We start from the raw sequence: 23,176 nt of genomic DNA on the forward strand, positions 1-23,176 counted from the left end.
ATTGAGATGACTCAAGCGTATTTCATCGCCGGGACCGATACCGATGTGGGCAAGACCACCATCGCTGCGGGCTTGCTGCACGCGGCGCGTTTGCAGGGGCTGAGCACGCTGGGCGCGAAGCCGGTGGCGTCGGGCTGCACGATGACGCCCAAAGGGCTGCGTAACAGCGATGCCCAGGCACTGATCGACGAAAGCACGATCAAGCTGCCTTATGAACAGGTCAATCCGTTCGCCTTCGAGCCCGCCATCGCACCCCATGTGGCGGCGCGTGAGGCGGGGGTCACGCTTGCCATGCCAGCCCTGCTGACGGCAATGCGTAACGTGCTGCAACAAAATGCCGATTTCACCCTGATCGAGGGCGCGGGTGGCTGGCGCGTGCCGTTGTCGGGGCTGGAGAACCTCTCCGACCTCGCCATCGCCTTGCGCTTGCCGGTCATCCTGGTGGTTGGCGTGCGCCTGGGCTGCATCAGCCATGCCTTGCTCAGCGCCGAGGCGATCGAGCGCGATGGGCTGCAACTGGCCGGCTGGGTGGCGAACATCATCGAGCCGCGCACTTCGCGGCTGGAGGAGAACCTGGCGAGCCTGGCCGAGCGCTTGCCGGCACCTTGCCTGGGGCGTGTGCCCAAGCTCAAGCAGGCCAACGCGGACTCGGTGGCCGAGCACCTGCAGCTGGATCTTCTGGATTAGCAGGTTCCTGCCCCGGCCCTTTCGCGGGTACAGGAATACCCCTTGCCTATCAGATGGCACTGAGCCATTAGGGATTTAAACGGGTCTTTTCTCCCCTGGCCTGCTTTAATTGCCGTTGTTCACAGCCAGTGTCATTGGAGTCCTGACATGGAAATCACCGGCAGCACTGCCTACTACGCCGGCCTCAGCGCCATCCAGAGCGGCCAGCAGCGGGTCGACCAGGCCGCGAGCAACATCGCCAATGCCACGGTCGAGCGCGCCGCCACCAGCCAGTCCAGCGACTATCAGGCCGAGCGCCTGCGTTCGGTCGACCGCAGCCAGCAACTGGACCTTGCCACCGATACCGTGCAGATGGCGCTTGGCAAGCAGGAGGTCGAACTTGGCGTGAGCGTCGCCAAGGCCTCCGACGAAATGCTTGGGCGTTTCATCGATACCTACGCCTGATCCACCTAAATCACCGCCGACCCCTGTAGGAGCGGGTTACCCGCGAATGCGTCAGTTCAGACACTTCTGTATGTCTGGAAGGGCCCTTTCGCGGGTAAACCCGCTCCTACAGGGGTTTTGCTGTTTGTCCTGAAACGGCGTGGCAACAATGACATCTTCCCCGGCACAAATGGCACCAGCGTGCCGGCTTGACATCGAACGGAGCTAAACGTAAGTTTCAAACAACTGTTTGACCGAAAGCCGGCAAGAGCTGGTTGGTACCTGCGGTCTCCCCACCGGACTCATTACAGAGGTTCATCGCAATGCCTGATTACAAAGCCCCCTTGCGTGATATTCGCTTCGTCCGTGACGAGCTGCTCGGCTATGAGGCGCACTATCAGAGCCTGCCGGGTTGCCAGGACGCCACGCCCGACATGGTCGACGCGATCCTCGAGGAAGGCGCGAAGTTCTGTGAGCAGGTGCTGGCACCGCTGAACCGCGTCGGCGATCTCGAAGGCTGCACCTGGAGCGAGTCGGGCGTGACCACGCCGACCGGCTTCAAGCAGGCCTACCAGCAGTTCGTCGAAGGCGGCTGGCCGAGCCTGGCGCATGACGTCGAGCATGGCGGCCAAGGCCTGCCGGAGTCGCTGGGCCTGGCCATCAGCGAGATGGTCGGCGAGTCGAACTGGTCGTGGGGCATGTACCCGGGGCTGTCCCATGGCGCGATGAACACCTTGTCGGCGCACGGTACTGCCGAGCAGCAGGACACCTACCTGAGCAAGCTGGTCACCGGCGAGTGGACCGGCACCATGTGCCTGACCGAACCTCACTGCGGTACCGACCTGGGCATGCTGCGTACCAAGGCCGAGCCGCAAGCTGACGGTTCCTACAAGGTTTCTGGCACCAAGATCTTCATCTCGGCCGGTGAGCACGACATGGCCGACAACATCGTGCACATCGTCCTGGCTCGCCTGCCGGATGCACCGGCCGGTACCAAAGGCATTTCGCTGTTCATCGTGCCCAAGTTCCTGCCTAACGGCGAAGGCGGCGTCGGTGAGCGCAACGCCGTGAGCTGTGGCTCGCTCGAACACAAGATGGGCATCCACGGCAACGCCACCTGCGTGATGAACTTCGACGGCGCCACCGGCTTCCTGATCGGCCCGGCCAACAAAGGCCTGAACTGCATGTTCACCTTCATGAACACCGCGCGCCTGGGCACCGCCTTGCAGGGCCTGGCCCATGCCGAGGTGGCCTTCCAGGGTGGCCTGAAATACGCCCGCGAGCGCCTGCAGATGCGTTCGCTGACCGGCCCCAAGGCACCGGAAAAAGCCGCCGACCCGATCATCGTCCATCCGGATGTGCGGCGCATGCTGCTGACCATGAAGGCGTTCGCCGAAGGCAACCGCGCCATGGTCTATTTCACCGCCAAGCAAGTCGATATCGTCAAGTACAGCCAGGACGAGGAAGAGCGCAAGAAGGCCGATGCTCTGCTGGCGTTCATGACGCCGATCGCCAAGGCATTCATGACCGAGGTGGGCTTCGAGTCGGCCAACCACGGCGTGCAGATCTACGGCGGCCACGGCTTCATCGCCGAATGGGGCATGGAGCAGAACGTGCGCGACAGCCGTATCTCCATGCTGTACGAAGGCACCACCGGCATCCAGGCCCTCGACCTGCTCGGGCGCAAGGTGCTGATGACCCAGGGCGAGGCGCTCAAGGGCTTCACCAAGATCGTGCACAAGTTCTGCCTGGCCCAGGAAGGCAATGAAGCGGTCAAGGAGTTCGTCGAGCCACTGGCGGCGCTGAACAAGGAGTGGGGCGAGCTGACCATGAAAGTGGGCATGGCCGCCATGAAGGACCGCGAGGAGGTGGGCGCTGCATCGGTGGATTACCTGATGTACTCCGGCTACGCCTGCCTGGCCTACTTCTGGGCCGACATCGCCCGCCTGGCGGCCGAGAAGCTTGCCGCCGGCACCAGCGAGGAGGGCTTCTACACCGCCAAGCTGCAGACCGCACGCTTCTACTTCCAGCGCATCCTGCCACGCACCCGCACCCACGTGGCCGCGATGCTGTCGGGCGCCGGCAACCTGATGTCGATGAAGGAAGAGGACTTCGGTCTCTCCATCTAAGCCCTGCTTCGGTTGTAGCGAAACCCGCCTGCCCTCACCGGCAGGCGGGTTTTTTGCGCTTTGGCGACCGGCCAAGTCTCGCACCTCCAGCAGGCGCCGACGTGCCGGCGATCGATCGCGCAGAAAAACCTCAAGCCGAGCCAACCCGCTGCCGTTAACCCAGCAACATATTCATCTATTCACGTGTGCTGCCGATGAAGTAAGGGCACAATGCCATTATTGATCTGCCGGGTCGGAGATTCCCTTGTTTCATCTAAATGCTGTCCGTGCGAGTCATTTCCTGCCTTCGCTGTTCTTGTTGCTGGCGGGCCTCGCGGCGGCCTATGTGAGGGACCTGAGCGTGTTCTTCACATCCCTGTTCAACGTCCTGCCGACGTTGGTGCTGCTGCTGGGCGGCGCCTACTGCGCGGTGTATCGCCGCCAGCGTGAACTGTTCCTGATGGTCACGGTGTACATCGCCTACTTCCTGCTCGATACCCAGACCGATTACTACCGCGACAACGGCCGGGTTCGCGAGGATGCGGCAGTGATCTTCCACCTGGTGTGCCTGTTGCTGCCGGCGTTGTACGGCCTGTTCGGCGCCTGGCAGGAGCGGACCCACCTGGCCCAGGACCTGCTGGCCCGGTTCGCCGTGCTGTTCGCCGTGGGCAGTGTGGCCCTGGCGCTGGAGCAAAGCTTCCCGGACGCCGTGCTGGCATGGCTGGCGGAAATTCGCTGGCCGGCCTTGCATGGTCAGTGGATGAGCCTGATCCAGATGGTCTACCCGCTGTTCCTGGTGGTGTTCATCCTGCTGGTGGTGCAGTACCTGCGCGAGCCCCGGCCATTGCACGCGGCGCAGGTGATCGGCCTGATCGGTATCTTCTGGATGCTGCCCAAGACCTTCATCCTGCCCTTCACCCTGAACATCATGTGCAGCCAGGTGATGCTGATGATCGCCGCCGCGGTGTCCCACGAGGCCTACCAGATGGCCTTCCGCGACGAGTTGACCGGCCTGCCCGGTCGCCGTGCGCTGAACGAGCGCATGCAGCGTCTTGGCCGCAACTACGTGATCGCCATGACCGACGTCGACCACTTCAAGAAATTCAACGACACCCATGGCCATGATGTCGGCGACCAGGTCCTGCGCCTGGTCGCTAGCCGCCTGGCCAAGGTCACTGGCGGCGGGCGCGCCTACCGCTATGGTGGCGAGGAGTTCGCCCTGGTATTCGCCGGCAAGACCGCCGACGAATGCCTGCCCCACCTGGAGGCCGTGCGCGAGGTGATCGCCAACTATGCCATGCAACTGCGCGACCAGAACAGCCGTCCGCAGGACGACAGCGCCGGGCGGCAAAGGCGCAGCGGCAATGGCAACGGCACGGTATCGGTCACCATCAGCATCGGCGTGGCCGAGCGCCTGGTCGATCACCGCAACCCCGACGAGGTGCTCAAGTCCGCCGACCAGGCGCTGTACAGCGCCAAGGGGGCGGGGCGTAACTGCGTGATGATGTACGGCCAGCAATCGCTGCGTGGTGCGGTTCGCATGGCGTGACCGAAACTGACTGTACGGTCGGGTGATGACCCTATGTCTCGTAAAAGTTTGTCGGTTACACTGGATTTCAAATTCTGGATTTCAAATCCGTGCCGCGGTTGCCCGAACCGCCCGACCCCACCAGCGAGAGGTTGTCATGGCTGACTATAAAGCGCCCCTGCGCGACATGCGCTTCGTTCTCAATGAAGTCTTCAACGTGGCCGAGCTGTGGGCGCAATTGCCCGCGCTGGCCGAGGCGGTAGACGCCGACACCGCGATGGCGGTGTTGGAGGAGGCCGGCAAGGTCACCGCCCGCACCATCGCGCCGCTCAGCCGCGCTGCCGACGAAGAAGGCTGCCACTGGGACAACGGCGCCGTGCGCACCCCGGCCGGCTTCATCGATGCCTACAACACCTACGCCGAGGGTGGCTGGGTCGGCGTGGGCGGTGACCCGCTGTTCGGCGGCATGGGCATGCCCAAGGCGATCTCGGCCCAGGTCGAAGAAATGGTCAATGCCTCCAGCCTGGCCTTCGGCCTGTACCCGATGCTGACCGCCGGGGCCTGCCTGTCGATCAATGCCCACGCCAGCGAAGCGCTCAAGCAGCAGTACCTGCCGAACATGTACGCCGGCGTCTGGGCCGGCTCCATGTGCCTGACCGAGCCCCATGCCGGTACCGACCTCGGCATCATCCGCACCAAGGCCGAGCCGCAGGCCGACGGCAGCTACAAGGTCAGTGGCACCAAGATCTTCATCACCGGCGGCGAACACGACCTGACCGAGAACATCATCCACCTAGTGCTGGCCAAGCTGCCGGATGCGCCGGCCGGGCCCAAGGGCATCTCGTTGTTCCTGGTGCCCAAGTTCCTGGTCAATGCCGATGGCAGCCTGGGTGCACGCAACCCGGCAACCTGCGGCTCGATCGAGCACAAGATGGGCATCCAGGCTTCGGCCACCTGCGTGATGAACTTCGACGAGGCGGTGGGCTATATCGTCGGCGAGCCGAACAAGGGCCTGGCGGCCATGTTCACGATGATGAACTACGAGCGCCTGGGCGTCGGTATCCAGGGCCTGGCGTCGGCCGAGCGCTCCTACCAGAACGCCGTGGAATACGCCCGCGATCGCCTGCAAAGCCGCTCGCCTACCGGCCCGCAGGCCAAGGACAAGGTGGCTGACCCGATCATCGTCCACCCCGACGTGCGACGCATGCTACTGACCATGAAAGCGCTGATCGAGGGTGGCCGGGCGTTTTCCACCTACGTGGCGATGCAACTCGACAGCGCCAAGTACAGCGAAGACCCCACCACTCGCAAGCGCAGCGAGGAGCTGGTGGCGTTGCTGACGCCAGTGGCCAAGGCGTTTCTCACCGACCTTGGCCTCGAGTGCGCGGTGCACGGCCAACAAGTGTTCGGTGGCCATGGCTACATCCGCGAATGGGGCCAGGAGCAACTGGTGCGCGACGTGCGTATCACGCAGATCTACGAAGGCACCAATGGCATCCAGGCGCTGGACCTGATGGGCCGCAAGGTGGTGGCCAGTGGGGGCGCGTACTACCGGCTGTTTTCCGAGGAGATCCGCCAGTTCATCGCCAGTGCCGGCAGCGAGGCCGGTGAGTTCACCCGACCGCTGGCGGCGGCCCTCGACCAGCTCGACGCGCTCACCGACTGGGTGCTGGACCAGGCCAAGGGCAACCCGAACGAGATCGGCGCGGCTTCGGTGGAGTACCTGCACGCCTTCGGTTATGTGGCCTATGCCTACATGTGGGCATTGATGGCGCGCACCGCCAGCCAGGGCCAAGGCGACGCGGCGTTCTACTCGGCCAAGTTGGGCACGGCGCGCTTCTACTTCGCCCGTCTGCTGCCGCGGGTCGATTCGCTGGTGGCGTCGGTGAAGGCGGGCAGCGAGTCGTTGTACCTGCTGGATGCCGAGCAGTTCTAAGGCATGCGGCGTGGCTGTGTAAGCTTTTTCCTACATGACGCGGTGACTATTCGCCACTGTTCTGAGATTGGATCCACGGTTAATCTTTCTTACATGGACGTCGCGCAGGAAGCGCAAAGGACAGAACAGGGACAACGAAGGATGCCTGCCAGGAAGGTGGGGCGATAGGGATGTCATAGGGAAACAGTCTGGAAAACCCCGCTTCGGCGGGGTTTTCTTTGTGCGCGTGTTTTAGCCGAGCACTTCCTCTTCCAGCAGATTGCGCAGCAGCTCCACCGAGGCCTGCTGGCGCTGGGCATCGCGGAACACCAGGCCGACCTTGAGCGGCACCCGCGGCTCGCTCAGCGGCTTCCACAGCAGCCCCTGGTCATCCTCGGCGGCCTCCTTGGCCCGGCCAGGCAGGATGGTCGCCAGGGCCGTGTGCGACAGGCTGTCGAGAATGCCGGCCATGTTGTTCATCTCCGCCTGCACCTGGGGCCTGCGCCCCTGGTTGGCCAGTTGCTCCTTCCAGATCTGGCGGATCTGGAACTCCTCGCCGAGCATCAGCATCGGCAGCTCTGCCGCCTGACGAATGGATACCTTCTTGAAGTCCTTCAGCGGGTGGGTATCCGGAATGACCAGCTGCAACTCATCTTCGTACAACAGCAAGCCATGCAGCCCCGGCTGACGCGGCGGCAGGTAGCTGATGCCGATGTCGAGGTTGCCGTTGAGCAGGCGCCGTTCGATTTCCAGCCCCGACAGTTCGTAGATCTGTACCACCAGATGCGGCTGGGCCTTGCGTACTCGCTCGAGCAGTTGCGGCACCAGGCCCGGGCGTACGGTCTGCAGCACGCCGATGGCCAGGGTGCGCACCGATTGGCCCTTGAAGTTGCGCATGGCTTCGTGGGCGCGCTGCAGGCCGTCGAGCAACGGCTGGGCATGGTTGTACAGGGTGTGGGCGGCGAGCGTCGGCAACAAGCGCTTGTTGCTGCGCTCGAACAGGCTCAGGTCGAGGCTGTGTTCGAGCTGGCGGATCTGCTGCGACAGCGCGGGTTGGGACAGCGACAGGCGCTCCGCGGCGCGGCCGACGTGGCCTTCTTCATAGACCGCGACGAAATAACGCAGTTGGCGAAAATCCATAAGAAACACTTATCGAAAAAGCTGGAAAAACGGAATGGCCGCAAGCGCCCTGGAAGCCTAGTCTATCGCCGTATAGCAAAGGGTTACAGCGCCACAGCAGGCGATTGTTACCGGCGCTGAGCAACACTTTTGATAGGCAGGGCAAAATCATCGGGCGCCGGCACAAGACCAGGCCCCGAGCGCCCGTTACCGTGATTGGTTGGAGCCCCCATGAACCTGTTCAACCTGCGCCGTTCGGCTCCTGCCGCGGTCGCCGAGCCCCAGCGTGCGCCGGTCATCCAGGCGGATGTGGCGCCGTTGTCGCGTGAGCGCCTGATGCCTGGCAGCGAGCGTGCCCCGCACGTGTTCGTGCGTGGCCAGGGGTCGTGGTTGTGGGACGATCAGGGGCATGCCTACCTGGATTTCACCCAGGGCGGTGCGGTCAACAGCCTTGGCCACAGCCCCAGCGCACTGGTCAAGGCCCTTGGCAACCAGGCCCAGGCGCTGATCAACCCAGGCGCGGGCTACCACAGCCGTGGTTTGCTGGCGCTGGTCAATCGCCTGTGCCAGAGCACTGGCAGCGACCAGGCCTACCTGCTCAACAGTGGCGCCGAAGCCTGTGAAGGGGCGATCAAGCTGGCGCGTAAATGGGGCCAACTGCACCGCAACGGCGCCTATCACATCATCACCGCCACCCAGGGCTGCCATGGCCGCAGCCTGGGCGCGCTGTCGGCCTCCGACCCGCTCCCGTGCAACCGCTGCGAGCCGGGCCTGCCGGGTTTCAGCAAGGTGCCGTTCAACGACCTGGCGGCGCTGCATGCGCAGGTCGACTCGCGCACCGTGGCGATCATGCTCGAGCCGATCCAGGGCGAAGCCGGCGTGATCCCGGCTGCCCGTGAGTACCTGCAGGGCGTGGAGAAGCTGTGCCGCGAGCTGGGCATCCTGCTGATCCTCGACGAGGTGCAGACCGGCATTGGCCGTTGCGGTGCGTTGCTCGCCGAGCAGACCTATGGCGTGCGCGCCGACATCATTACCCTCGGCAAGGGCCTGGGCGGTGGCGTGCCCCTGGCGGCATTGCTGGCCCGTGGTAGCGCTTGCTGCGCCGAGCCAGGTGAGTTGGAGGGTAGCCATCACGGCAATGCATTGATGAGCGCAGCCGGGCTGGCCGTGCTCGACACCGTGCTGGACACCGGCTTCTTCGAGCAGGTGCAGGACAGTGGCCGCCACCTGCGCGAGGGCCTGGCCCGCCTGGCCGGTCGCTATGGCCAGGGTGAGGTGCGTGGGCAGGGGCTGCTGTGGGCGCTGCAACTGCGCGAGCACATCGCCCCGGCGCTGGTGCAGGCTGCGCTGCACGAAGGCTTGCTGCTCAATGCCCCGCAAGCGGACGTGCTGCGCTTCTCGCCGGCCCTGACCGTGAGCCGCGGCAACATCGACGAAATGCTCCTGCGCCTGGCCCGGGCGTTCGCCCGGCTGCACGCCAAGCAGCACAACCGCCGGGAAGTCCCGGCCTGATCCGAATTCAACCGAACCGTCTTGCGTTTCTGCGCACCGCCCTGGGTCGATCAATTTGGCTCGGGGCATTTTTTTGCCTGGCGTTCAGGCGGTGGAACCTCTGCGGTGCGCGGCTAGTCTTTGTTGAAACCCCTCAAAGGAGCTGTACGCATGGACTTCATCCGCATCATCATCGCCATCATCCTGCCGCCGCTTGGCGTGTTTCTCCAGGTGGGCTTCGGCGGGGCGTTCTGGCTGAATATCCTGCTGACCCTGCTGGGATATATTCCTGGGATCGTGCACGCGGTGTACATCATCGCCAAGCGTTGAGATTGCCGGGGCCGCTTCGCGCCCCATCGCGGCACGAGGCCGCTCCTACAGGTCCTACGCTGCTCCTGTAGGAGCGGCCTCGTGCCGCGAAGCGGCCCCGGCTCTTACCGGCTCAATACCCGGCAATAAAACCGCCACTCCTGGTCCAGCGCATGCGCCAGGTTTTGCGCCTTGCGAAAACCATGGCGCTCCTCGGCATAGAAATGCCCCTCGGTCTCGATGCCATTGGCCTGCAAGGCCTCCAGCATCGAACGTGTCTGCTCCGGCACCACCACCGCGTCCAACTCGCCCTGGAAGAAAATCACCGGTGCCTTGATCCGAGCCGCATGCAGCAATGGCGTGCGCTGGCGGTAGCGTTCGGCATCGCGCAGCGGATCGCCGATCAGCCAGTCCAGGTAATCGCCTTCGAACTTGTGCGTGGCCCGGCCCAGGGCGATCGGGTCGCTGACGCCATAGAGGCTGGCACCGGCGCAGAACACATCGTGGAAGGCGAGCGCGCACAGGGTGGTATAGCCGCCAGCGCTGCCGCCGCGGATGAACGCCTTGTCGCGGTCGATCAGGCCGCGCGCGGCCAGGCACTCGACCGCGGCGCAGGCATCCTGCACATCGCTTTCGCCCCATTGCAGGTGCAGTGCCTGGCGATAGGCCCGGCCATAGCCGGTACTCCCACGATAATTAAGATCGGCTACGGCGAAGCCTCGCTGGGTCCAGTACTGGATGCGCGGATCCAGTACCGGGTAACAGGCCGAGGTCGGGCCGCCGTGGATGAACACCACCAGCGGTGCCGGGCCCTGGCTGTTGGCGGCAGGGTAGAAGAAGCCATGAGCAAGCCCGCCAACGCTTTGGTAGTGGATCGATTGCGGCAGGCTGATGTGCTGGGCGGGCAACACTTCGGCGCCACCGGCCAGCACCCGGACTTCATGGTTGTCGCGGTCGATGGCGATGACCGCCGGTGGGCTGATGGGCGAGGCGGCGATGGCATAGAGGTAGTGCTCATCTTCGGCCAGGCTGCGAAAACGGCTATAGGCGCTGGCGAAACGCTCCATGCGGCCGTCGCTGCCGCGCAGCCCGAGCTGGCCGAAACCGTCCTCGAACCAAGTGGCAAGGTAGCTTTGCGGGCCATCGGCGAGCCAGGTGCTGGCGCCCAGTTGCCAAGGCGCGGCGGCATGGTCGGCGGCTTCGGCGGGTAGCGCCTGCCATTGGCCGTCGACTTCGCCCCAGGGTTGCCAGAAGCCATTGCGATCGGACAGACAATACAGCCGGCCTTGCGGGTCGAAACGCGGCTGCTGCAAAGATTCGTCGTCGCCGGCGATGCAGCGTGCAGGCCCCCAGGCGCCGTTGCCGTCACGCTCGCGGCACATCAGCCGGGTGACGGTCCAGGGCTGCGCCGGGCGGTCCCACTCGATCCAGGCCAGGCGCTGGCCATCGCCACTGAGCGTGGGTGCGGCGTAGAAATCGGCGCCCTCGGCCAGCACCTGGCGAGTGCCCTGGTCCAACGCGACCAGGCGGTGTTCGACCTGTGCCTCGTGGCGTTCCTCGACCGCGAGCACCTGGCCGTCATGCCACTGCAGATCCCCGTAGCGGCACTGCGCATCGGCGGTCAGCGCCTGTGGCGCGGTGCCGTCCAGTGCCTGGGCGTAGACCTGCTGGTCGCGCTCGTTGACGAACACTACGCGGTCGTCACCGAGGCAGAAACTGCCGCCGCCATATTCGTACACCCGGCTGCGTGCGCTGAAACCGTCCGGGGTCAGGCAGCGCGCCTGATGGTCGCGCCAGTGCCAGATGCGGCAGGCACCATCGGCCGGGCGGAACTCGTTCCAGAACAGGCCGGCGGCGCCGACCTTGAGTTCGGCGAAGTCGGTGCCGGCGGCTACTGCCTGCTCGGCAGTGAACTCAACCGCGGACGATGACACGGGAGTTTCGTTCATTGCGGAAGGTCATCTGTTCAATGGCGAGCTGGGCGGTTTCTGCCTCCTCGCGGGCCTTGAGGATGATGCCGTGGTCCTGCGACTTGGCGCACACCGGGTCGGCGTTGCTGGCATCGCCAGTGAGCATGAAGGCCTGGCAGCGACAGCCGCCGAAGTCCTTTTCCTTTTCGTCGCACGAGCGGCAGGGTTCGGGCATCCAGTCGTAGCCGCGGAAGCGGTTGAAACCGAACGAGTCGTACCAGATGTGCCGCAGGTCGTGGTCGCGCACGTTGGGGAACTGCAGCGGTAGCTGCCGGGCGCCATGGCAGGGCAGGGCGGTGCCGTCCGGGGTGATGGTCAGGAACAGGCTACCCCAGCCGTTCATGCAGGCCTTGGGCCGCTCTTCGTAGTAATCGGGGGTGACGAAGATCAGCTTGCAAGGGTTGCCCTGGGCCTTGAGCGTTTCGCGGTACTCGTTGGTGATGCGCTCGGCCCGCTCCAGTTGCGCGCGGGTCGGCAGCAGGCCCAGGCGGTTGAGGTGCGCCCAGCCGTAGAACTGGCAGGTGGCGAGTTCGACGAAGTCGGCCTCCAGGGCGATGCACAGCTCGATGATGCGGTCGATCTTGTCGATGTTGTGCCGGTGGGTCACGAAGTTGAGCACCATCGGGTAGCCGTGGGCCTTTACCGCGCGAGCCATTTCCAGCTTTTGCGCGAAGGCTTTCTTCGAGCCGGCGAGCAGGTTGTTGACCTGTTCGTCACTGGCCTGGAAGCTGATCTGGATATGATCGAGGCCCGCTTGCTTGAAGGTGGCGATGCGCTGCTCGGTAAGGCCGATGCCGGAGGTGATCAGGTTGGTGTAGTAGCCCAGCCGGCGGGCCTCGCCGATCAGCTCGGCGAGGTCCTGGCGCACCAGTGGTTCGCCGCCGGAGAAACCGATCTGGGCGGCGCCCATTTCGCGCGCCTCGGCCATCACCTTGAACCACTGCTCGGTGCTCAACTCCTTGCCCTGCTGGGCGAAATCCAGCGGGTTGGAGCAGTACGGGCACTGCAGCGGGCAGCGGTAGGTCAGCTCGGCCAGCAGCCACAGCGGCAGGCCGACCGGGACCTCAGGCGAGGGTAATCCAGTGTTCGGCACGGGCCACCTCCATGAACTGCTCGATGTCGTCGCCGACTTCGGGCACATCGGGGAATTGCACGCTCAGCTCGTCGATGATGGCGGCGACGCTGCGCTGGCCATCGATCAGCCCGCCGATCAGGCCGGCGCTGTCGTTGAGCTTGATCATGCCTTCGGGGTACAGCAGCACATGCCCCTTTTGCGCCGGTTCGTACTGGAAGCGGTAGCCAGGGCGCCAGTTGGGTACCAGGTTGCGATCGAAGCTCATAGGGCGATCCCCTTGTGCCAGACACGCTCGCCGGTGACGCTGTGATACGGCGGGCGGTTCAATTCATAGGCCATGCTCATCGCGTCGAGCATGCTCCACAGGATATCCAGCTTGAACTGCAGGATCTCCAGCATACGCTCCTGGCCGGCACGGGTGGTGTAGTGCTGCAGGGTAATCGCCAGGCCGTGTTCCACGTCACGTCGGGCCTGGCCCAGGCGGGTGCGGAAGTATTCGTAGCCGGCTGGATCGATCCATGGGTAGTGCTGCGGCCAGCTGTCCAGGCGCGACTGGTGGATCTGCGGGGCAAACAGTTCGGTCAGCGAGCTGCTGGCGGCTTCCTGCCAACTGGCGCGGCGGGCGAAGTTGACGTAGGCGTCGACGGCGAAGCGCACGCCCGGCAGGACCAGTTCCTGGGAGCGCAGTTGGTCCGGGTCGAGCCCCACGGCCTGGCCCAGCCGCAGCCAGGCCTCGATGCCGCCATCCTCACCGGGCGCGCCGTCGTGGTCGAGCAGGCGCTGTATCCACTCGCGACGGATTTCGCGGTCGGGGCAGTTGGCCAGGATCGCGGCATCCTTCATCGGGATGTTGACCTGGTAGTAAAAGCGGTTGGCCACCCAGCCCTGGATCTGCTCACGGCTGGCGCGGCCTTCGTACATCGCCACATGGTAGGGGTGATGGATGTGGTAGTAGGCGCCCTTGGCGCGCAGGGCCTGCTCGAACTCGGCAGGGGACATCGGCAGTGCTTCGCTCATCGGGCCTCCTACAACTCGATACTCATGCCATCGTAGGCCACTTCCACGCCGCGGCGCTGGACCTCGGCACGCTCGGCGGAATCTTCATCGAGGATCGGGTTGGTGTTGTTGATGTGGATGAGCACCTTGCGCTGGCGCGGGAAGCCATCCAGCACTTCGAGCATGCCGCCCGGGCCGTTCTGCGCCAGGTGGCCCATCTCGCGGCCGGTGCGGGTACCCACGCCACGTCGTTGCATCTCATCGTCTTCCCAAAGCGTGCCATCGACCAGCAGGCAGTCGGCGTCGTGCATCATCGCCAGCAGCTTGTCGTCGACCTGCCCGAGGCCCGGGGCGTAGAACAGCTTGCCGCCGCTGCGGGTGTCCTCGACCAGCAGGCCGAGGTTGTCGCCTGGGTGCGGGTCGAAACGGTGCGGCGAATAGGGCGGCGCGGCACTGCGCAGCGGGAAGGGGGTGAACCGCAGGTTGGGGCAGGCGTCGATCACGAAGCTGCCTTCGAGCTCGATGCGGTTCCACTGCAGGCCGCCGTTCCAGTGGCTGAGCATGTTGAACAACGGGAAGCCGGTGGTCAGGTCCTGGTGGACCATGTCGGTGCACCACACCTTGTGTGGGCAGCCTTCGCGCAGGCTCAGCAGGCCGGTGGTGTGGTCGATCTGGCTGTCGAGCAGGACGATGGCGTCGATGCCGGTATCGCGCAGGGCACGGGCCGGCTGCATCGGCGCGAAGGCCTGCAGCTGGGCGCGGATGTCGGGCGAGGCATTGCACAGGATCCAGTGCTCACCGTCGTCGGACAGGGCGATCGAGGACTGGGTGCGTGCCGTGGCGCGCAGGCTGCCATCGCGAAAGCCCTTGCAGTTGACGCAGTTGCAGTTCCACTGCGGGAATCCACCGCCAGCGGCGGAACCGAGAATCTGGATGTACATGGCCACTCCCTAATCCGAAGACCCGTATCCGAAAAACGACAACGCCTCGGCGAGCCGAGGCGTCGAACCACAAGCAGGGCTTAGCGGTTGGCGAAGTACATGGTCACTTCGAAGCCGATACGCAGGTCAGTGTAAGCAGGTTTGGTCCACATGGAGTTGCTCCTTCCGGATGGGGGTTTTGGGTCCAGCCAGTATCTTTGGCGCCGCCTTGGCAAGGAGGTTCCATAGACTGGGATTGCGCTATCTTACAAGAATTTTCTGTACCAAAAGGTTAATTATTCGAAATGAGCCCTTGCAGTCGACGTAACAATCGCAGGGGGGTCAATGCCACGAATCGCTTGGCTGCGCTGCGTTGGCCAGGCAGAGCCAGGCCGCGTCGGCGTCGAGCATATGCCTGAGCAGAGTGTCCAGATCCGCTTGTTGCGTCATCAGGATAGACCGCTGTACGGCATTCAGCTCATCCGTTTGCCTGCCCAGGTAGGCCTGCCAGGCCCAATGCGCCACATCGGCATTGGTCATGGCCGCTTCGACGAACTGCTCGGCCAGGGCCTGGCGGGTTTTGGGTTCGAGCCTGACACCTTGGCGCAGCACGTCCTGAATATGGCCGATGATCTCGCGATGACCGGCATGGGGGGACTGCACGCCGAACAGCAGGCCGGCGACGCCTTCGACCTGACGGAACGTGCTGAACACCGCGTAACCGAGTTGCAGTTCTACACGCAGGCGCTGGTACACCGGGCCTTGCAGTAGTTGCGCAAGCAGGCGGCCGGCGCCTTGCTCGGCGGGGGCCAGGGGGTAGAACAGCAGCAGCGCCTGCTCGCTGCCGGCCATGGCGGCCTGCTGCCAGCGGCGTTCGAGGGTCGGTGGCAACGGCCTCGCACTGACACCCCAGCCTGGGCATCGCCGCAGCGCTGCTGCCAGCGCGTCGAGGCCGGCTTCATCGAAGCCCGTCGCCAAACCCTGCCAGGTAGCGTGTTGCCATATGTGCTGCAACTGGCCCTGATCCAATGGGCTGGCCGCAACGACCTCGGGTGCCAGCCCATGCAGCGCATCGGGCAGTTGCTTGAGCAGGGCGCGGATGGGGATCAGTGGCGGTGCCGACGGCGGCACGCTGGTGAATGATTCGGCTGCAGGGCTGCGCAGCACCTCGAAAGCCTCTTCGCAGGCCCGCACCACTGCACCTGGCAGGCCTGCACAGCGTAGGTGCCAGTAGCCGCCCACGGTGGCGAAGTCCAATTGCAGCGACGCGTGCTCGGCCCGTTCGCGCAGCGGGGCCAAGGCCTGTTCGAGTACGGCATGCAAGCGCTGGCGCAGGGGCGAGTGTATCTGCCAGCGCAGGTGCAGTTCGGCGTGTTGGCGTGAGGCGGGCAGCGCATCGCTCACGCTCATGGCATCGGGCAACGGTGTGGCGGGCGCTGTTGGCAGGTCGTTGCACAGCAAGGGATCATTGGCAGGTATATGCCATTGCCCGTACGCGCTGTTGGGCAGGCCGTCGAGCAACTGCTGGAACGCCCGCAGGCCTTGCGCGTCCAGTGCTGCGAATGGTTTGCCGGTGCTATCCCTGCGCGCCAGTTCGAGTGCGCTGGCTGCTTGTTCTCGCCGTTGCTGGAGCGAGGCGAAGCGCAAATTGAGCTGCGCGGGAGACGCTTGGCGCATGAAGTGGAACCAGCCGTGCAGCAGGCGTTGCGCTTCGTCGACACAGGCTGTTTGGCCAAGCTGCAGGTCGACTTGCCAGAGCAATTGGCCGGCGTGGGCGTACAGCGTTTCTGCCTTGCACGCTTGCAGCCAGCCGCGTTGGCGTAGCTCGCCCAGCCAGCTACCGGGGCGGCTGTCTTCCAGGCAACTCAGCAACAGTTCCAGCGCCTGCTCGCTGCCCTCAGGCAGACCGTCGTGGGCGAAGACCCGCGCTTGAGTGTTCCCTGGCAAGGCGGGCGGGCGGTGTTGCGGCTGGCGTTGGCCAGTGGCGAACACGCTGGCGAACTGTCGGCTCAGTCGTTCGAGTTCATCCAGCGACTGAGGGCCGCACACGCTCAGGGTGATCTGGCCGCCTTGGTAGAAGTGCTGGTGAAAGTGTTTCAGTGCCTGCTGGAACGCGGGGTCCTGCAGCGCCAGGGTGTAGCGGTTGCCGGCATGGAAACCGCTCAATGGATGCCCCGGCGCTGCGGCCTGCAGCAGGGCGAACTGGCGTTGGGCTTGCAGGTTGCGTGACCAGGCGATGAATTCGGCGTGGATCACTTCGCGTTCGTTGCGTTGGCGGGCAATGCCCAACTCAGGTTCGGCCAGCATCTGGCAGAGGCGTTCCAGGGCACCTGCGAGAGCGTTGGCTGGGACTTCGAAGAAAAAGTCGGTGGTGCGTTCTCGTGTGCTGGCGTTGACCTGACCACCGAGGGCCTGGACGTGGCGCATCAGCCCGTCATCCAGCGGGAAGCGCTCGGTGCCGAGAAAGAACAGGTGCTCGAGAAAGTGCGCGAGACCTGGCCATCGGCCCGGGGCGTCGTGGCTGCCTGCGTGCACCCGCAGGGCAGCGGCCGCGCGCTTGAGGCGCGGGGCATGGCGCAGGGTCAGGTGCAGGCCATTGGCGAGGGTGAGATGGCGGGTGGCGTCAGGCATGGATACTCCGGGGCAGGTGTTCATGCTAACCCATTTGGCAGGGCCGGCCTCTTCGCGGGGCAAGCCCGCTCCCACAGGATGGTCGGAGGTCTTGAGTGCTGAGTAGTCGTTGTGGGAGCGGGCTTGCCCCGCGAATGGGCCGCGCAGCGGCCCCTCTCAGCCTCGACGCAGATGCAACTCCTGCCGCAGATCCGCCAGATACGGAAACGCCTCTCGCCCCTGCACCACCCGCTCATGGGCAAGGTCGGCCAGCAACTGGCACTCGTCACGCCCGGCCATGGCCAGCAGGCTGCCATCCGGGCCGATGATGCTGCTCTGCCCGCAATACTCGATCTCGCCCTCGGCGCCGCAGTAGTTGGCGTACACCAGGTAGCACTGGTTCTCCTGCGCCCGCGAGCGCACCGTCACCTGGCAAACGAAGTCGTAAGGCGTCATGTTCGCCGTTGGCACCAGAATCAGCTCGGCACCGTCGAGCGCCAGGCGCCGGGCGTTCTCGGGGAATTCGATGTCGTAGCAGATCAGCAATCCGACCTTCCAGCCGTCCAGCTCGACCACCGGGAAATGATCGGCGCCGGCACTGAACATCGAGCGATCCAGATCACCGAACAGGTGGGTCTTGCGGTAGTTGCACAGGCTGCGACCCTGGGCATCGATCAGTTGCACGCTGTTGTAGATCGCCCCGTCTTCGGCGCGCTCCGGGTAGCCATAGGCGATGGCGATACGCAGGTCTTGGGCGATCGCCCGCACGGCTGCGGCGCACGGCCCAGTCTCGGCCTCGGCCAGCCGCTGCACCTGGGCAAGGCCGATGTTGTAGCCGCTGAGGAACATCTCCGGGCACACCAGCAATCGCGCGCCACGCTCGGCTGCTGCCTGGGCTTGCTGTCGCAGGCGTTGCAGGTTGCCGGCCAGGTCGAGCGGGTTGGGTTCACCTTGGAACAGGGCGATGCGCATCGTTTCTCCTACGTGTCAGTCCGGCAAGGCGATCGGGCCGAGCGTGTCGAACAGATCGCCCGGGCCCGGGTTGTCCGGATGGGTCTTGCCACCGAAGTGATTCATGATACCCCACACCGCATTCAGCGATGTCTGCACCGCGCCTTCCACCCACGCCGGCGTCCACGACACGTCGTCGCCGGCGATGAACATGCCGCGCTGTTCGACAGGCATGTCTTGCTGCATGAAGTGCGCGTACATGCGCTGGTTGTAGCGGTAGTGCCCCGGCAGGGCGCCTTTGAAGGCGCCGAGGAAGTGAGGGTCGGCCTCCCAGGAAATGGTGATCGGATCGCCGATGATATGGCCGGCGATGTCGGTCTTGGGGTAGATCTTCTTCAGTGCGTCCAGTGCCAGTTGCACGCGCTTTTCCACCGGGTGCGGGAGCATTTTCAGCGCATCGCTCATCCAGGCGTAGGACAGGCAGATGACGCCTGGCTTGTCATCGCCGTTGTCGAACAGATAGGTGCCCCGGGTCAGGCGATCGGTCAGGGTCATGCTCAGCAGGTCGCGGCCGGTTTCAGGGTCCTTGTCCTTCCAGAACGGTCGGTCGACCATCACGAAGGTTTTCGACGATTGCATGTAGCGCGTGCGGTCCAGGGCCATCCACATCTTCTGCGAGAACAGCGACTCCTCGCAGTCGATCTGCGTGGTCAGCAGCCAGCTCTGGCAGGTGGCGAGCACCGCCCCATAGTGGCGGGTATCGCCCCAGTTGTCGGTCACCGCCAGGCGCCCGTCGGCAGCCCGGGCAATGCGCTTGACCCCAGTGCGCGGCGCGCCGCCATGCAGCGAGCTGAGGCTGGTGCCGGCGGGCCAGTGTGCGCAGCGCTCCGGTACATGGCGCCAGATCCCTTGCGGCACCTGCTCCACGCCACCGACGATCAGGTGCTGGTGGTCGTCGCAGTTGGTCATCACCACGCGGAAGATTTCCAGCATCGAATTGGGGAAGTCCGAGTCCCAGCCACCGGTGCCGAAGCCCACCTGGCCGAACACTTCGCGGTGGCGGAAGGTGAGCTTGGCGAAGGCGCGCGAGGACGCGACGAAGTCGTAGAACGTGCGGTCGTCCCACAGCGGAACCAGCTGGTTCCACAGGGTTTTCAGGCGCACCACGTCGCGTTCGCGGATCGCCTGTTGGATCTCGGCGAACTGGGCACCGCTTTCCAGCGCATCGGCCCAGGCGTCGGCCACTTCGTGGAACAGGCTGGGCAGGTCCTGGGCCTTTTCGGCGTAGTAGGTCTGGCCTTCGAGGTCGATCACCGTGCTGCCCGAAGCCGGGGTCAGCGGGTTGGGGAAGGGCTTGGATTCCAGGCCGAGCTTGTCGACGTAGTGATAGAAAGCCGTCGAGGATACCGGAAAGCGCATGCCACCGAGTTCGGCGATGACCCCGTCGGTGCCGTTGAAGGCCTGCGAGCGCAACCGGCCGCCGAGTTTCGAGGCTTCGTACACCACGGGCTTGAGCCCCAGTTTCATTAGCTCGTAGGCCGCCACCAGGCCGGCGATGCCAGCACCGACGATGGCGACTTCCTCGCCATGGTGCTCGGTCGGGATGCTACCCAGGCCGGCCGGGTGTTCCAGCCAGTCGTCGAAGGCGAAGGGAAAATCCGGGCCAAAAATGGTGATGGGTTTCTTGCCGTCGGCGGGGTGGCGGTTGTTCTTGTTCATGAAGTGACCTTGCCAGAGCGGCTGCGCGAAGGGCGGAGCCTGAGTATAGGAGATGGCTGGAGGTCATTTTATGGAGCGGGGTGTTCGTAATTAAGACGCAGAGTAGCTACATAATGAGTGTTTATTCATCGTAATGACTGAATTCTAGTCATTACGACGAAACCATCGGCCGGCGGGCCACCTAGACCGGCTGCCCGCGGTCGACCTTGCTGCTGAGGATGATCGACGTCGTAGTCTTTTCCACCCCTTCGACATTGCCGATCTGGTCCAGCAATTCATCGAGTTGCTCCGGCGATTCGCTGCGCAGCCAGGCCACATAGTCGAACTCGCCGCTCACCGCGCACAGTTGCTGCACCTGCCCCATGGCGCTCAGGCGACGGACCACCTCCTTGCCCGAACGCGGCTGCACCTTGATGCCCACATAAGCCTGCAGGCCGCCATCGATCAGACGCTGGCCCAGGCGCACGCCATAGCCGGTGATGACCTTGTTCTTCTCCAACCGCTCCAGGCGCGAATTGACCGTGGTGCGGGCGATCCCTAGCTGACGCGCGAGGGTGGCGACGCTTTCGCGCGCGTTGATTTGCAGCAGGGCGATGAGTTGGCGGTCGATTTCGTCGAGGGTGATGGGGCGGGAGGCGGGCATGGGGAGTCTCGGTAGTCGGCCTGTTAGCCTAGCCAGCCAGGGGCGTGCGCCGCAAGGTCGAGCAATGGGTGCAACTGCATTGATGGGGCCGTGCTACCCAGGCGTTCAGCGTGCTATCTGATAACGCGTGCTGCGCCCGCCACCCGGTAGCCGTTCGATACAGCCTTTCTCCAGCAGGTCGCTCAAGTGACGTGTCGCCGTTGCTTTGGATACCTTGGCCACGGCCTGGTACTGCGCCGCGCTGATGCCCTCTTCGAAGCCGCGCTCGCCGCCATCGAGTAGACGATTTAGTACTTTCACCTGTTCGGCTGACAAGGTTTGGCTGCGATGAGCCTGCCAGAAACGCGCTTTCACCAGTACGCGGTCGATGCGGGCAAGGGCTTGCTCCAGGCTTTTGAGCAGCGTGGCGAGAAACCACTGCAGCCATGCGGTCAGATCCAGTGTGCTCCGCTGGCTCGCTTCGAGGATGCGGTAGTAACCGGCACGGTCATCGAGGATGCTTGCGGACATGGCGTAAAAGCGGATGGCCTGTTGTTCGCCCTGAGCCAGTGCCAGGTCGGTGATGGTGCGGGTGAGGCGACCGTTGCCGTCATCGAAGGGGTGCAGGGTCACGAACCAGAAGTGGGCAATGCCCGCCCGCAGAAAGGGGTCGAGACTGGCATCGTTGCGACTGTCCTCGAACCAGGCGAGAAATTCGCCGAGTTGCCCCTCCAATACAGAGCGGGGAGGTGCTTCGAAGTGCACGATAGGGCGCTCAAGCCTGCCGGATACCACTTGCATCGGCTCCTCGCCGCGAAGTGTGCCGATATGCAGCGGGCGGCTCAACAGGGAGTCGTCGACAGGGAACAACCAGGTGTGCCACATGAATAATCGCTGCAGATCCAGTGGTTGCTGATAGCCGCGCGTGGCATCGAGCAGCAATTGCGCCAGGCCTTCGGAGCGTGAGGTGGTGCGGCCCTCATCGCTCAGTCCCAAACGCCGGGCCAGGGATGAACGTACCGAGCCGACGTTCAACTGCTCACCCTCGATGGCGGATGAAGTGACGATGTTTTGCAGCATCGCATCGAGACTGCTTTGCACCTCAGTGTCATCACCTACAGAGCTGAGCATGCCGAGCAAGCGTCCTTGAGCCTGGCTACAGGCCCTCATTAGCGGCGCGAGCGCTTCGGTTTGCCAACTGAAATGCGGCCAGTTGGGCTGCTGCCAGATCCAGATAGGGTCATTCATGAGTGATTGCCTGTGAGCCGATTAATGAGCTTATTCGGCTCATATCATGAGCCGAATAATGCAGGCTATTCGGCTCAGTGTCTAATTCTTGACTCGCGGTATCGGATGGTCTGGGTCTGGATGAAAACCTTTGAAACGTCACCCGAGCCTTTGGGGGATCGTTTTTTCGTAGAGTTCTCGCCTCAAGGCGAGCGTATTCAGGCGGGAGCTAAGCGAGGCCATCGAATGGTCATCATGAGCTGAAAATCAGACTTTCCTCCTTCCTTGTAGTCCATTTCCCAAAGATACTTCCCACGCCTATTTTCCGTTGCGGTCCTACGCGCAGCCGTCCTAGTCTCAAGCCGTCGTTGCACATCAACGATGTGGCTTTGACAGGCCGCAAGGAACTTAAGCACGGCTTCGCTTGCAATGGTGGCTGTGTGTGGGGCACGTTCGCGTGCGCCGGTTTTCCTGAGTTCCACCGGTCTGTCAACCCATGCACAGCTGCCGCCCTCCTGTTTGACAGCAGAGATGGTGGCGGTCCATTGGAGCTCAGGAGCAGATAATGCTGAAAATCGTACCCGATCCACCGAACAACCCCATTCCCCTCCAAGCTAGCCTCGTAGCGGCTTCAGACTATGCCCTCTGCGCTGATGCCATCGCCCCGCAGGCCGTTCTTCTGCAGTCCTGCTCATCGGTTGCGTTGCTGATCATGACGTCGAAGCATGAATCAGATGCTCTGTGCAAACCGCTTGATTCGGTGGTGGCGCAAAATGAGATTCCGACGAGTCCTCAAACGTTACACTAAGCCGAAGCAAGTTTTGTCTGGAAGGGCCTCTTCGCGGGCAAGCCCGCTCCCACAGGGTTTTGCGGCGCCTGTTGTAGTGCGGCGTTGTGGCAAACCAGCGTTCCCCTTGGGCGGCGTAACTTGACAAACCGGGCGTCGCTCCTGCGGGGCGTTGGTTTGCCATGGCAACGAACCGAGGCGCTGGGGTCAGCCTAGGCACCTAGATAGTCAGGGAGATACAACCATGTCCACGGACGATAACGACAGCAAAACCACTGTCGGCAAGACCAAGTTTTACCAGGGCGAAAGCCACACCCAACCTCTGTTCTGCGTCGAGTCTGGTATTCCCTGCCAGCACGCGCACGAACAGGCATCGGAATTGATGGGCTATGTGCGTGACTTGACTCTCGATGGTCTGATGGAGGAGGACTCATCATCGCTCTGGGCAGCACACTATCTGAGTGCGCTTGCCAAAGCGCTGATGGACGATGCCGAGTTGGGCATGATGCGGTAGGTGCTGATCACCTGGAGGAGTGAGCCTGTAGCTCTGGTGGATGCTTGCAGTTCTATTTAGGCTCAATTCCAACCCCCTCTGAAACGACAAAAGCCGCGCAATTGCGCGGCTTTCAGATTGGTGGGCCCACACGGACTCGAACCGTGGACCAAAGGATTATGAGTCCTCTGCTCTAACCGACTGAGCTATAGGCCCTCAGGAGGTG

21 protein-coding genes and 1 tRNA gene are annotated in these 23,176 nt (G+C 63.8%); 9 read left to right on the forward strand and 13 right to left on the reverse strand.

The genetic code is table 11. The features are described from left to right. Positions 1-6 precede the first annotated feature (6 nt). The 5 genes from bioD to E6B08_RS02325 all read left to right on the forward strand — a co-directional run bounded on the left by bioD (position 7) and on the right by E6B08_RS02325 (position 6,682). Positions 7-687 (forward strand): dethiobiotin synthase, encoded by a 681-nt coding sequence (bioD, locus tag E6B08_RS02305; RefSeq protein ID WP_136912604.1) that lies wholly within the window; start codon positions 7-9, stop codon positions 685-687. Between the two features lie 147 nt (positions 688-834). Further along, complete coding sequence (locus E6B08_RS02310; RefSeq protein ID WP_136912605.1) at positions 835-1,131, forward strand: pyrroloquinoline quinone biosynthesis protein PqqE; 297 nt, start codon at positions 835-837, stop codon at positions 1,129-1,131. A 302-nt stretch (positions 1,132-1,433) separates the two neighbouring features. Further along, positions 1,434-3,239 (forward strand): phenylacyl-CoA dehydrogenase, encoded by a 1,806-nt coding sequence (locus E6B08_RS02315; RefSeq protein WP_136912606.1) that lies wholly within the window; start codon positions 1,434-1,436, stop codon positions 3,237-3,239. 244 nt (positions 3,240-3,483) lie between these two features. Beyond that, the gene (locus E6B08_RS02320) at positions 3,484-4,767 is read left to right on the forward strand and encodes a sensor domain-containing diguanylate cyclase (protein ID WP_136912607.1); all 1,284 of its coding nucleotides are present in this window, start codon (positions 3,484-3,486) and stop codon (positions 4,765-4,767) included. 136 nt (positions 4,768-4,903) lie between these two features. Beyond that, positions 4,904-6,682: an acyl-CoA dehydrogenase C-terminal domain-containing protein gene (locus tag E6B08_RS02325; protein WP_136912608.1), complete on the forward strand. Its 1,779-nt coding sequence runs from the start codon at positions 4,904-4,906 to the stop codon at positions 6,680-6,682. A gap of 231 nt (positions 6,683-6,913) precedes the next feature. On the opposite strand, the gene E6B08_RS02330 is transcribed toward E6B08_RS02325, so the two are convergent. Continuing rightward, entirely contained in the window at positions 6,914-7,801 is an 888-nt protein-coding gene (locus tag E6B08_RS02330) for a LysR family transcriptional regulator (RefSeq protein WP_136912609.1), read from the reverse strand. Positions 7,802-8,011: 210 nt separating this feature from the next. Between E6B08_RS02330 and E6B08_RS02335 the strand changes: the two genes are divergently transcribed. Both E6B08_RS02335 and E6B08_RS02340 read left to right on the forward strand, forming a co-directional pair. After that, complete coding sequence (locus E6B08_RS02335) at positions 8,012-9,292, forward strand: aspartate aminotransferase family protein (protein ID WP_136912610.1); 1,281 nt, start codon at positions 8,012-8,014, stop codon at positions 9,290-9,292. Positions 9,293-9,442: 150 nt separating this feature from the next. Then, positions 9,443-9,601: a YqaE/Pmp3 family membrane protein gene (locus E6B08_RS02340; RefSeq protein WP_009681539.1), complete on the forward strand. Its 159-nt coding sequence runs from the start codon at positions 9,443-9,445 to the stop codon at positions 9,599-9,601. A gap of 104 nt (positions 9,602-9,705) precedes the next feature. Here E6B08_RS02340 and E6B08_RS02345 read toward each other — a convergent pair whose 3' ends face one another. The 11 genes from E6B08_RS02345 to E6B08_RS02395 all read right to left on the reverse strand — a co-directional run bounded on the left by E6B08_RS02345 (position 9,706) and on the right by E6B08_RS02395 (position 21,691). Next, the gene (locus E6B08_RS02345) at positions 9,706-11,529 is read right to left on the reverse strand and encodes an alpha/beta hydrolase family protein (RefSeq protein WP_136912611.1); all 1,824 of its coding nucleotides are present in this window, start codon (positions 11,527-11,529) and stop codon (positions 9,706-9,708) included. Continuing rightward, the gene (gene pqqE / locus E6B08_RS02350; RefSeq protein ID WP_136912612.1) at positions 11,495-12,643 is read right to left on the reverse strand and encodes a pyrroloquinoline quinone biosynthesis protein PqqE; all 1,149 of its coding nucleotides are present in this window, start codon (positions 12,641-12,643) and stop codon (positions 11,495-11,497) included. Before pqqE ends, E6B08_RS02345 begins: the two co-directional genes overlap by 35 nt. Further along, the gene (pqqD, locus tag E6B08_RS02355; RefSeq protein WP_136912613.1) at positions 12,615-12,890 is read right to left on the reverse strand and encodes a pyrroloquinoline quinone biosynthesis peptide chaperone PqqD; all 276 of its coding nucleotides are present in this window, start codon (positions 12,888-12,890) and stop codon (positions 12,615-12,617) included. Before pqqD ends, pqqE begins: the two co-directional genes overlap by 29 nt. Beyond that, positions 12,887-13,642, reverse strand: coding sequence for a pyrroloquinoline-quinone synthase PqqC (gene pqqC, locus E6B08_RS02360; RefSeq protein WP_136912614.1), 756 nt, complete (start codon positions 13,640-13,642; stop codon positions 12,887-12,889). The genes pqqD and pqqC overlap by 4 nt, the downstream gene beginning before the upstream one ends. Positions 13,643-13,650: 8 nt before the next feature. Beyond that, entirely contained in the window at positions 13,651-14,562 is a 912-nt protein-coding gene (gene pqqB / locus E6B08_RS02365) for a pyrroloquinoline quinone biosynthesis protein PqqB (RefSeq protein ID WP_136912615.1), read from the reverse strand. 80 nt (positions 14,563-14,642) lie between these two features. Next, the gene (pqqA, locus tag E6B08_RS02370) at positions 14,643-14,714 is read right to left on the reverse strand and encodes a pyrroloquinoline quinone precursor peptide PqqA (RefSeq protein ID WP_003243383.1); all 72 of its coding nucleotides are present in this window, start codon (positions 14,712-14,714) and stop codon (positions 14,643-14,645) included. A 169-nt stretch (positions 14,715-14,883) separates the two neighbouring features. Next, positions 14,884-17,172: a pyrroloquinoline quinone biosynthesis protein PqqF gene (pqqF, locus tag E6B08_RS02375; RefSeq protein WP_136912616.1), complete on the reverse strand. Its 2,289-nt coding sequence runs from the start codon at positions 17,170-17,172 to the stop codon at positions 14,884-14,886. A 156-nt stretch (positions 17,173-17,328) separates the two neighbouring features. Further along, positions 17,329-18,123 (reverse strand): carbon-nitrogen hydrolase family protein, encoded by a 795-nt coding sequence (locus E6B08_RS02380; protein ID WP_136912617.1) that lies wholly within the window; start codon positions 18,121-18,123, stop codon positions 17,329-17,331. A 15-nt stretch (positions 18,124-18,138) separates the two neighbouring features. Next, the gene (locus tag E6B08_RS02385; RefSeq protein ID WP_136912618.1) at positions 18,139-19,821 is read right to left on the reverse strand and encodes a flavin monoamine oxidase family protein; all 1,683 of its coding nucleotides are present in this window, start codon (positions 19,819-19,821) and stop codon (positions 18,139-18,141) included. Positions 19,822-20,002: 181 nt separating this feature from the next. Further along, complete coding sequence (locus tag E6B08_RS02390) at positions 20,003-20,464, reverse strand: Lrp/AsnC family transcriptional regulator (protein ID WP_136912619.1); 462 nt, start codon at positions 20,462-20,464, stop codon at positions 20,003-20,005. A 105-nt stretch (positions 20,465-20,569) separates the two neighbouring features. Then, complete coding sequence (locus E6B08_RS02395; protein ID WP_136912620.1) at positions 20,570-21,691, reverse strand: Fic family protein; 1,122 nt, start codon at positions 21,689-21,691, stop codon at positions 20,570-20,572. Between the two features lie 544 nt (positions 21,692-22,235). On the opposite strand from E6B08_RS02395, the gene E6B08_RS02400 reads away from it, so the two are divergent. Together E6B08_RS02400 and E6B08_RS02405 are read left to right on the forward strand one after the other, a co-directional pair. Then, positions 22,236-22,478 carry a hypothetical protein gene (locus E6B08_RS02400; RefSeq protein WP_136912621.1) on the forward strand — a complete coding sequence of 81 codons (243 nt, stop codon included), beginning with the start codon at positions 22,236-22,238 and terminating at the stop codon, positions 22,476-22,478. 223 nt (positions 22,479-22,701) lie between these two features. Further along, positions 22,702-22,971 (forward strand): DUF3077 domain-containing protein, encoded by a 270-nt coding sequence (locus E6B08_RS02405; RefSeq protein WP_136912622.1) that lies wholly within the window; start codon positions 22,702-22,704, stop codon positions 22,969-22,971. 118 nt (positions 22,972-23,089) lie between these two features. Here E6B08_RS02405 and E6B08_RS02410 read toward each other — a convergent pair. Further along, positions 23,090-23,166: transfer RNA gene (locus E6B08_RS02410), tRNA-Ile, on the reverse strand. Between the last annotated feature and the right edge of the window lie 10 nt (positions 23,167-23,176).

Source organism: Pseudomonas putida, assembly GCF_005080685.1.
GTDB lineage: Bacteria > Pseudomonadota > Gammaproteobacteria > Pseudomonadales > Pseudomonadaceae > Aquipseudomonas > Aquipseudomonas putida_V.